Source organism: Peribacillus sp. NPDC058002, from assembly GCF_042886655.1.
GTDB classification, from domain to species: domain Bacteria; phylum Bacillota; class Bacilli; order Bacillales; family DSM-1321; genus Peribacillus; species Peribacillus aracenensis.
In genome coordinates, this window is sequence record NZ_JBHVQU010000107.1 from 4,060 (window position 1) to 13,324 (window position 9,265).

Annotated in this window: 12 protein-coding genes; 2 read left to right on the top strand and 10 right to left on the bottom strand. The window is 39.8% G+C overall.

Annotation, left to right across the window (positions count from 1 at the left end; all coding sequences use genetic code 11):
- Nucleotides 1-136 precede the first annotated feature (136 nt).
- The 4 genes from ACFVSH_RS17010 to ACFVSH_RS17025 form a co-directional block, all read right to left on the bottom strand.
- Complete coding sequence (locus tag ACFVSH_RS17010; RefSeq protein ID WP_260286709.1) at nt 137-271, bottom strand: hypothetical protein; 135 nt, start codon at nt 269-271, stop codon at nt 137-139.
- A gap of 54 nt (nt 272-325) precedes the next feature.
- Nucleotides 326-460, bottom strand: coding sequence for a hypothetical protein (locus tag ACFVSH_RS17015; protein WP_260286708.1), 135 nt, complete (start codon nt 458-460; stop codon nt 326-328).
- 71 nt (nt 461-531) lie between these two features.
- On the bottom strand, nt 532-1,923 hold the full coding sequence (locus tag ACFVSH_RS17020) for an MFS transporter (RefSeq protein WP_387707017.1): 1,392 nt from the start codon (nt 1,921-1,923) through the stop codon (nt 532-534).
- A gap of 88 nt (nt 1,924-2,011) precedes the next feature.
- Nucleotides 2,012-2,140 carry a hypothetical protein gene (locus tag ACFVSH_RS17025; RefSeq protein WP_387600693.1) on the bottom strand — a complete coding sequence of 43 codons (129 nt, stop codon included), beginning with the start codon at nt 2,138-2,140 and terminating at the stop codon, nt 2,012-2,014.
- Nucleotides 2,141-2,308: 168 nt separating this feature from the next.
- Here ACFVSH_RS17025 and ACFVSH_RS17030 point away from each other — a divergent pair, with 168 nt between their 5' ends.
- Nucleotides 2,309-3,214 (top strand): helix-turn-helix domain-containing protein, encoded by a 906-nt coding sequence (locus ACFVSH_RS17030; protein WP_387707019.1) that lies wholly within the window; start codon nt 2,309-2,311, stop codon nt 3,212-3,214.
- Nucleotides 3,215-3,665: 451 nt separating this feature from the next.
- Nucleotides 3,666-4,829, top strand: a complete 1,164-nt coding sequence (locus ACFVSH_RS17035; RefSeq protein WP_387600688.1) for an MFS transporter — start codon at nt 3,666-3,668, stop codon at nt 4,827-4,829.
- A gap of 60 nt (nt 4,830-4,889) precedes the next feature.
- Here the strand turns inward: ACFVSH_RS17035 and ACFVSH_RS17040 are convergent, their stop codons facing one another.
- The 6 genes from ACFVSH_RS17040 to ACFVSH_RS17065 form a co-directional block, all read right to left on the bottom strand.
- Nucleotides 4,890-5,213: a hypothetical protein gene (locus ACFVSH_RS17040; protein ID WP_387600685.1), complete on the bottom strand. Its 324-nt coding sequence runs from the start codon at nt 5,211-5,213 to the stop codon at nt 4,890-4,892.
- Nucleotides 5,214-5,310: 97 nt separating this feature from the next.
- A complete protein-coding gene (locus ACFVSH_RS17045) occupies nt 5,311-5,952 on the bottom strand; it encodes a response regulator transcription factor (RefSeq protein ID WP_349728534.1) in 642 nt (213 codons plus the stop codon).
- Entirely contained in the window at nt 5,945-6,991 is a 1,047-nt protein-coding gene (locus ACFVSH_RS17050; RefSeq protein WP_387600682.1) for a sensor histidine kinase, read from the bottom strand. The genes ACFVSH_RS17045 and ACFVSH_RS17050 overlap by 8 nt, the downstream gene beginning before the upstream one ends.
- Complete coding sequence (gene liaF, locus ACFVSH_RS17055; RefSeq protein ID WP_387600679.1) at nt 6,988-7,734, bottom strand: cell wall-active antibiotics response protein LiaF; 747 nt, start codon at nt 7,732-7,734, stop codon at nt 6,988-6,990. The genes ACFVSH_RS17050 and liaF overlap by 4 nt, the downstream gene beginning before the upstream one ends.
- Before the next feature lie 148 nt (nt 7,735-7,882).
- A complete protein-coding gene (locus ACFVSH_RS17060) occupies nt 7,883-8,518 on the bottom strand; it encodes a PspA/IM30 family protein (protein ID WP_387707021.1) in 636 nt (211 codons plus the stop codon).
- Between the two features lie 19 nt (nt 8,519-8,537).
- Entirely contained in the window at nt 8,538-8,885 is a 348-nt protein-coding gene (locus ACFVSH_RS17065; RefSeq protein WP_063232490.1) for a lmo0954 family membrane protein, read from the bottom strand.
- Nucleotides 8,886-9,265: the final 380 nt, after the last annotated feature.

Below are 9,265 nucleotides of genomic sequence, written 5' to 3' on the forward strand. Positions count from 1 at the left end.
CCACTTCCAGCTCTTTAGCTTCGATTACTTCAAGGTTTTCCACTAGCTTTTCCGCTTGTGTATTTTCCACTTGCTTAGTCATATGTTCCACCTCCTTACCATTTGCAATGGATTGTGCCTGTAACTCTGCTCTAATCTATTTTTCTGCGTCCGACACTGTACTGAAACGGAATGCATGAAATGCACTGCCCACTTCCAGCTCTTTAGCTTCGATTACTTCAAGGTTTTCCACTAGCTTTTCCGCCTGTGTATTTTCCACTTGCTTAGTCATATGTTTCACCTCCTTAACATTTGCAATGGATTGCCTGTAACTCTTGGCTCTAATCTATTTTTCTGCGTCCGTCACTGCATTGAAACGGAATGCATGAAATGCACTACCCACTTCCAGCTCTTTAGCTTCGATTACTTCAAGATTTTCCACTAGCTTTTCCGCTTGTGTATTCTCCACTTGCTTAGTCATATGTTTCACCTCCTTTAAATCAATTCAAAGCTGTCTCTTCTTGGTATATTTCACTATCAGCTAAACGGGAATCATATTTCTTCTTTCAAAGACAATTTTATATTGCTCTTTAGAAGCCTTTTATCATAAATGACTGTTCCAATAGCCACCAAATATAATCCTATACAAATGAATAACACGTATGAAAAACCAACTTTGGAAAAGTCACCTTGGTCAGTGCCATAATCCAATAAAGTGTTGAATACTCCCGCAGCGAAAGCCCCAGTTCCAAACTGTACCATCTGGAACAAACCCATATAAACCCCTGTTTCTTCCTCAGGAACGGACATCATAGCAATTTTATTTTGCGTGGGCATGGAAATGACACCTGCCAATCCAAAAAGGAGAAATGCAAATATAAAGAAAATTAAGCTGCCATTAAACATTGTCATAGTAAGGTTTACCATTCCAATTATGGAAATCGAAATAGATAGAAGTAAAAGGTTTCTATTGTCTTTTAAATCTGCAAGTTTACCTGCATACCCAGATAACAAAACGGCCAGTATCGAATCTGCCATAATAATATAGCCAACAATATCTGGTTGAATATTGTGTATATCCCTCATGTAACTTGGTATGTAAAGCACAATTACATTTGTGATGGTAAAAAGAACGAATATTCTAATAATTGAAGAGATAAAAATGGTGTTTTTTATTGCCTTTCTTGGAAGAAGAGAAGTATTTCCATAGTTTGCCCGTTCATAAAATATAAATAAAATCAAACTCAATATCGTAACCGCAATAGAAAGTGACCGTCCCACTATACTAATTCCATCGTTGAAAATGAATTGAAAACTGATTACCATAACTAGTAAGGCCAAACTGTTTTTTAAAGGTAAATGAAGGTTTGCCGTGATTCTTTTTTTTGATTTGGGAGTTACCATTAATACAAGAATTAAGGATATGCAACTTATGATAATCAATACTCCAAATATCATTTGCCAAGAGAAATATTTTATTACCAAACCTCCAGCAGCTGGTCCAATAAGTGAGGCAGCCGCTAAAACTCCGGAAAACCAGCCAAAAGCCCAACCTAATTTATTATCCTTAAAACTTTGCCTAATCAATAACACCTGTGCAGGTACTACCATTGCATCTGCAATTGCCTGTAGCGTCTGATAGACCAAAAACAAATTCCAATTGTTTGTGGTTCCACTAAGTATGGTAGATGCGATAAATAGCGATAGGCCAAATATCAACAATTTTCTTGCCCCTAATATATCCGCCACTTTACCAAAAAGCGGAATGAGAAATGCGAAAAAAGAAAAGAATAGAATATTTCTAATTTGAAGTGTGGAATAAGAAATATTAAAAAAATCTACAAGATTAGGGAACGCAATCGTCAACATGGACGTAGACATCACACTAGCTATAACACATGAAGAAATGGTTATAATCAATAATTGATCTTTATTTATTTTCATATAAATGATCCTTTTTTTATTTATTTTATTTAAATTCGCCTTTGGGTATCTTCCCTTTTTAATATCGTTTGATATTGGTATTTAAACCTTAATGCTGATTCGGCAGATCATTTATTATAGGCCGATCATCTACAGCTAAATTGACGCTTGAATCGAATTGTACAACCATCGCTATCGTAAATAGAATGGAGAACCCAGATACTAATAATTTTTTCATATCCCCTAACCTCCTGATATTGATCGATACGACTAGTATAAACCATCCAAATATGGTACATTTTTCTTGTATGGCTGCTACAGAGTATTTTTTTCGATATTTTTTATGTATTTCCAATGAAATACATAAAAAAATATAAAAGTATTTATATTTTTAGGAGTTGATAAAATGGATTCAAATATTCCTTTTAAGCTCGGAAATGTACTCTACACTTTAAGAAAAAGGTCAGGCATAACACAAAAAGTCATGGCAGAGGGAATCATTACTCAAGCACAGCTAAGCAACATAGAGAAGGGGAAAGTCATTCCATTAGCGACTACTTTATATGAGCTCTCATTACGTTTAGGTATCAGCATTGAGGATATACTTTTAGAAACTTATTCAGACCGAATGGAATATAGTGAGGAAGTGAAATCTCAAGTGAGGGTTTCTATTAGAAATAGAGAGTATCGGCAGGTAAAACGGATTCTCGAAGCAGAACAATACCATGCAGATTTCCAGTCACCTATCAATAAACAATTCATCCTCTGGCATTTGGGGATCGTAGCATATTATTGTGATAATGATATATTGAAATCCCTGGACTTTTTAGATCAAGCACTAGACTTATCTACTCATTTTCATATTTTTTCTGCTCAAAAAATAGAAATATTGAATAGCAAAGCCATTATTTATAACGAAATTACTGAATATAAACAGTCTATTGCCTCTTATGAAGATGCCCTTAAGCAACTTCAACAACTTCCAAAAACCTCAATGAATTATAGAATTAAAGTCCGGATTCAATACGGATTGACAAAATCCTTACATAAGGACGCACAATATTATGAATCCATAAAAATTTGCTCTGATGCTATTCAAATTTTAATCCGGGAAGAATCCATGTACCTGTTGGGAGAAGTTTTATATCAGCGCGCCTTATCCTTGCAGTCACTGAACAACATGGAAAGTGCCACAAAGGGGTATGAAGAGGCAAGGAATATATTCTTATTGCAGCAGAATTACGAATTTGAGAAAGTCGTTCAGGAAAGACTGTATGAGATAAAGAAATCACTTAAAGTGTATAAAGATTGAAGAATTCACTTAGCAAAACATGCTGTACTTTTTTGGTTGCATTCAAATCAATTTCGTTAGGGAATGTGTTCGTCTTGGATTTAATTAAGCACGAGAGTTAAGGAAGACGGTTATTTATATTTTCAATCAGTACACAAAAATAATTAACCCGTAATAAAAAAACCCCAATCACTACCTTTTCCAAAATCGGTGTCATGAATAGACTAATAAAAGAAACCTAGCTTATTCAAGCTGGAAAGCAAGGGATAGCATAAGGGGTCCCTATCTATATTCCTCGATGTCATGAATTTTGAAAGGCATCTACCCTCATGGGTCAAGAATCTCTTTGAAACCCACTCTATCATTCTATTTTCATCTTTAAAATTAAAACTATTTTTTCAAATTCTGTCATCAATGTTACAATAACAAGGTTGAAATCAATCTATAGAACACGTGAGGTATCATATTTTTTATGAAAGCAATACGATTATTAAAGGGTTTTAACTTTTTATATTTTGGACTGCTTGCCATTTTCATTCCGTTTCTCCCAGTCTATCTGGCTGATCAAGGTTTGCGTCCTGCCCAAATCGGATTCATCGTCGGTACAGGAGGTTTTGTCACCCTCATCACCCAGCCTTTATGGGGAATGATCAGCGACAAAACAAGGACGATACGAAAAGTCCTGTTGTTACTCATCTTTTTCTCGAGCATAATCGGTTATTTCCTCTATGATTCAAGCAGTTATCTTCAGCTCATCCTGTTTGCCATGCTGCTATATTTCTTTTTGATGCCGATCGATCCCTTGACGGAAAGCCTCAATTTTACGATGGCAGAGAAATCCGGGATCAGCTACGGCTCCATCCGGACATATGGTGCATTGGGTTATGCGGTCATATCGCTGATCACCGGCTATGTTATGTCATATTTCGGGGCGAACAGCCTTGCCTTCCTTTTTGCAGGCATTGGTTTGATCAGTTTCATTATCAGCTGGATGATGCCTGATGCACCCGTTTCAGGGAAACCTGTCACCTTTAGCAGCCTTAAGCATTTTTTCGGCAATAAAGAGACGCTTCTCTTTCTGTTATTGGTCTTTATTTGTGCTGTTCCAGCAAGGATGAACGATACTTTCCTCGGGGTGTATATCCGGGAACTTGGAGGAAGCGCCAAGCTTGTAGGCTTGACCTGGTTCTTAGCGGCGGGAAGTGAAATCGTTGTGTTCGCCCTAAGCTTCTGGTGGCTTCGCAAGGGTAAGGAAATCATCATCATTTCGTTTGCAGCAGCGTTTTTCTTTATCCGTTATTTCGTCTCTGCGTGGATTACCGATCCACATCTATTAGCTTATTTGCAAGTCATGCAGCTATTGACTTTCCCGATTTTCTACTCGGCGGCCATCCAATATCTGTATCGGATCGTTCCGGTGGAATGGCGTGCCACAGGCCAGACCGTACTGGCGCTGCTATTCTTCGGGGTTTCGGGAATCATTGCTTCTTATATAGGCGGAGCCATATATGGGGCTTACGGCGGCAAGACCCTTTACCTGTTCATCTCCTCCATCTCCTTTATAGGAATGGTATTCGCTTTGGTTCTTTATCGGATCTACGGCAAGAGGCTCGATACCGCAGATGAAGCTATATAATCAAAAAAATCGTATAAAAAAGAGCATGTTTTGATCAAAACATGCTCTTTTTGCATTCCGTTAGCGAAATAATGGGGCAACCGTTAACATTAGCACAGAGAAGCAAAGCAGTATGGTGGTTGTCCTGTTTGAGAGTTTTACTTGTCCGTCATTTTTATAGAACAATTGAAGCCGGTTTTTATAGAATACATAAAGTAATGGTAAAATTGCCAAAGCAACAACCCATCCTCCCGTGGTATTCTCTACGGTTATACCAAAAATCGCATAGATTGAATGAATGATGAACCCCATTATCATTCCAATAACGAAAATGATGGTGATTATACGAAATAATTCTAAGATCACGCTTAACATCATTTCACCTGCCTTTTTCCCGTTATCCATAAAAAAAAGGCCGCATCAGCAACCTTGAAAAAACTTTACAGGATGGGATAGTTCCCTTAATATAACAAACTTTCCTCTATTGGTTAATAGACCCTCTTTACTGCTCTTCTTGAACGAGCGAATGTTTAAATGCGTAAATCACTGCTTGCGTGCGGTCCTGTACGGCAAGCTTACTTAATATATTGCTGACATGCACTTTGGCTGTTTTCAGGGCTATGTATAGTTCATCCGCAATTTCCTGATTCGTTTTCCCTTGTGTCATCAGCAGCAAGATTTCCATTTCACGGTTTGTCAATTGATCATGAAGCTCGGTAATCTTTGGGCGACGCAGCTTCTCCATCATTTTTCCCGTCACTTCAGGTTCAAGTACGCTTTGTCCCTGGAAAGTGGAACGGACGGCTCTCGCAATCTCGCTGGCCTTTGATGTTTTCAACATATAGCTCGTCGCTCCGGCTTCCAATGCCGGGTACACTTTTTCATCATCCAGGAAGCTTGTCACAATGATGATCTTTGCTTCAGGCCATTTTTCAATAATTCGTTTCGTCGCTTCTATGCCGTCCATTTCCGGCATCACCAAATCCATCAAAATGATATCCGGACGCAATTCCATTGCCAGTTCGACAGCTTTCAAGCCATTGTCCGCTTCCCCGATCACTTCGATATCCGACTGTGCAGATAAATAAGCCGATACCCCTATCCTTACCATTTCATGGTCATCGACAAATAATACTTTAATCATCATGATCACCTCCAGCATTTAATAATGGGATTTTCACTTCAAGTTTCGTTCCTTTATTCGGAACGCTTACAAGTTGCATCGTTCCGCCTAATTCAACAGCCCGTTCATGCATGTTTTGCAGACCATATGATCCCGTTTTCGAATCCTCGACATTAAAACCGATGCCGTCATCCGTTATCCGTAAAATGATCATCCCATCACGAACGATCAAAAGCACTTCAAGCGAGTTCGCTTTTGCATGCCTCAGTGTATTGGAAATCGATTCTTGTAAAATCCGAAACAGATGGTCCTCAATCCCCTTATCCAGAGTGACAGGCTCCATCTTCCAATTTATATCCATCGTCACTTTTTGGGCCAATTCCAAAAGAAGCTCCTTCATTCCTTCATGTAAAGATTTCCCCTTTAATGCAACAGGCCTCAAGTGAAGCAATAACGCCCTCATCTCAAGCTGGGATTGATGGATCATTTCTTCCACTACCTTGAATTGTTTCATTTCCGCTTTTTCCATATCTGATTGTGACTCGGTGATCGCCGACATGAACATCGAAGCGGCAAACAATTGCTGGCTCACCGAATCATGCAGTTCCCGCGCTAAACGGTTTCGTTCCTGGGAAACGATTTCCTGGATCTGTTTCTCCTGATCTATGGCCTTTTCATTGGCCATTTTTTGTGATAATTTTGTCTGCTCATTGATTTGCTTATGGATCAGTTGCATCCGTTCCGCCATTTTAGCCATCTCTTGGACCGGATACGTCTCCTCTTGCGAAGGTAAGCGGCCCTGTTCAAGTAAATGCAGCCCTTCATCCACCCTTTCGAGCTGCCTCTTCCAAAACATTCCCGAAACTGCTCCATATATCAGCCCTACCGTCATGACCAGACTTGGCAGGAATATGACGAAGGGTAAGCCCATGACCACTTTCCCCCACAATAAGCTCCAGTCTGATAAAGGAAAGATGAAGAAAACCGCAGCCGGCAAGGCAAGGGACAGAACGAAAGCAACACCAAGGGCGGTCAATATCTGCCGTGTCAGTATACTCATATCCGCTTCACCTCTAAATCCCCAACTAAGATTGAAGTGATGATATGGACCTTGTGATCCGTTTCATTGAACCCTTCCGTTTGGTAGGAATAAATTTGATTAAAGACCCTGGATTCAGGCTTATTTTCAAAAATCCGCGCCCTGCCTGCAATGACAGAATGATGGACCCTGATTTCGATGCCATATGGGACGAGAACAGTGATATTGCCAATGATATTCCTGATGGAAATGACAGCGTCGCCTTTCGGTAAAATCGTTTTGCTTAAATCGATAACCGTATCACCGACCCCGCCCTGAACATTCACGGAATTCCATTCATATACATGCTCGGCCGTCTGTTGATGACCGAAAAACTTATTTTTAAACAGGTAATCGGTTTTTAGCAATCGTTCCTTATTGATCTTTTCTTCGTCTGAATCGTCATTGGTTAAAATGGGACTGACCCAATCAGGATTCTTTTTGGACTGATAATATAAAAACAAAAAATAAATGAGGATCGCCATCAGGAAGAATTTAAAGACGAACATATTCAAGACATTGATTATAAGGGAAATCACCCCTATAAAAAATAGGACTTTCCCGATGGTCCGTTTTGTGAATTTCCTGCCTACATAGATGCATCCTATTGAAAAAGCGAGGGAAAAAAGGAGACCTCCACCCGTAAATGCAATCTCTAAAAAAATCAGGACGACTCCGATGAGAAGTATCCATCCCATATAATCCGTCTTCATCTTGTTCAGCATCGGTTCGCCTCCCCTCATGATATTCTTAAAAGGCACAGGAACCCGTGCCTTTTAAGAATACCATGAAATTATCATGTTCTGACAGCCTGTTTTCCCCCGCCCTCCATTCCAAAAGGTCAGGGGGTAACAGCGATGCCATAAAAAACCTTTACGCTTCTTTTTGTTCCAATTCTTTTTCAAGCTGGGCAATCCTGGAATCAATCGTATGCCGATTATAATCAGCATGGACCTGGTCCTCGATGCGATCGATATAATGCTCCATTTCTTCAAACATCGCCACCGGTTTGGCTTCGGATCTGCCCCCATCCAAAACCCGATTGATCCGGTTGTTTGCCCGGGCAATATTTTCCCTGCCCATGAGCTCCAGACGCTTTAGATGCATATCCTTCAGCTTATGCTTCATTTCTTCATATTTCCGCTCCAGTTCAGCCAACTGAACCTCTGCACTTTTATGCGCCTCCTTCAAGCTTAGCGCTCGCTCATCATAGTGCAGGCTTTCCTTTACAGCAAACTCCATTAAATCCGTTTCTCCCGACTGCTTGGCAATCTCAGCCTGACCCTTACGTTTTTCAGCCAGATTTTGCGCTTGATTATATTCACGCACAAACTCTTCTTTCAGAAGATATTGACGTTCAAGCAGTTTACCGACCTTTTCTGTCTCCTGCTCACATTGACGCAAATATTGATTTAACATTCCGATTGGATTTTTTTGCTCCTTTTTATCCAACAAGTCGTGAAAATCCGCTGAAATCGTTTGTTTCATTCTTGAAAATAAATTACCCATACCAATTACATCCCTTCTATTAGTTCTTATTCAACTCTTTCCACTCTCTTTCAAAATTTGAGAATGGGTCATTTTCTTTAGATGATGCACTTTCATCATTTTCATTCCATTTTTTATAAACCAGGTAAAGAACATAAGCTGCCACCAGTCCCAATATTGCCGGGATATGGGAAATAGAAACGATCAGCACGATAATGGAGACTGATCCCCACGCAATCTTCGCCCCTGTCGATTCGGACTTCATGAACTGCTTGAATCCAAAGTATAGGATCGCCAAGCAAATCGCCAGGCTGATCAGTGGACCAACGTTCGCCAGTAACAGGAAAAGCGCGATCAGTCCTACAATAAACAAACCAAATTTCTTCATTGTTTTCGTCCTCCTTTCTATGTTTATATCTTATCTGCTTTTACAAGTTCGTATAATGAGCCTTAGCTATATTTTCTAGTAAGACTTAAGGCGTAGACGCCGTAAGTCCGATGCTAATGAGGGTGTTTAATTAGTGTGTTTTGGCGGTTTACACGTGAATTTGGGCAGTTTACTCGTAAGTTTTGCTGTTTTACTCGTGAGTTCCGCCGCTTTACTCGTGAGTTTGGCTGTTTTACTCGTGGATTTGGCGTTTACTCGTGAATTCTGCTGTTTTACTCGTGAGTTTGGGCAGTTTACTCGTGAGTTTTGCTGTTTTACTCGTGAGTTTGGCGTTTACTCGTGAATTCTGCTGTTTTATTCGTGAGTTTGGGCAGTTTACT

Bases quoted from the DNA above. Each gene is read 5' to 3' on its own strand.
- ACFVSH_RS17050 (WP_387600682.1), bottom strand. From the start codon at position 6,991: ATGAGTATACTGACACGGCAGATATTGACCGCCCTTGGTGTTGCTTTC.
- ACFVSH_RS17040 (WP_387600685.1), bottom strand. From the start codon at position 5,213: ATGGATAACGGGAAAAAGGCAGGTGAAATGATGTTAAGCGTGATCTTA.
- ACFVSH_RS17030 (WP_387707019.1), top strand. From the start codon at position 2,309: ATGGATTCAAATATTCCTTTTAAGCTCGGAAATGTACTCTACACTTTA.
- ACFVSH_RS17025 (WP_387600693.1), bottom strand. From the start codon at position 2,140: ATGAAAAAATTATTAGTATCTGGGTTCTCCATTCTATTTACGATAGCG.
- ACFVSH_RS17045 (WP_349728534.1), bottom strand. From the start codon at position 5,952: ATGATTAAAGTATTATTTGTCGATGACCATGAAATGGTAAGGATAGGG.
- liaF (WP_387600679.1), bottom strand. From the start codon at position 7,734: ATGCTGAACAAGATGAAGACGGATTATATGGGATGGATACTTCTCATC.
- ACFVSH_RS17010 (WP_260286709.1), bottom strand. From the start codon at position 271: ATGACTAAGCAAGTGGAAAATACACAGGCGGAAAAGCTAGTGGAAAAC.
- ACFVSH_RS17015 (WP_260286708.1), bottom strand. From the start codon at position 460: ATGACTAAGCAAGTGGAGAATACACAAGCGGAAAAGCTAGTGGAAAAT.
- ACFVSH_RS17060 (WP_387707021.1), bottom strand. From the start codon at position 8,518: ATGGGTAATTTATTTTCAAGAATGAAACAAACGATTTCAGCGGATTTT.
- ACFVSH_RS17035 (WP_387600688.1), top strand. From the start codon at position 3,666: ATGAAAGCAATACGATTATTAAAGGGTTTTAACTTTTTATATTTTGGA.
- ACFVSH_RS17065 (WP_063232490.1), bottom strand. From the start codon at position 8,885: ATGAAGAAATTTGGTTTGTTTATTGTAGGACTGATCGCGCTTTTCCTG.
- ACFVSH_RS17020 (WP_387707017.1), bottom strand. From the start codon at position 1,923: ATGAAAATAAATAAAGATCAATTATTGATTATAACCATTTCTTCATGT.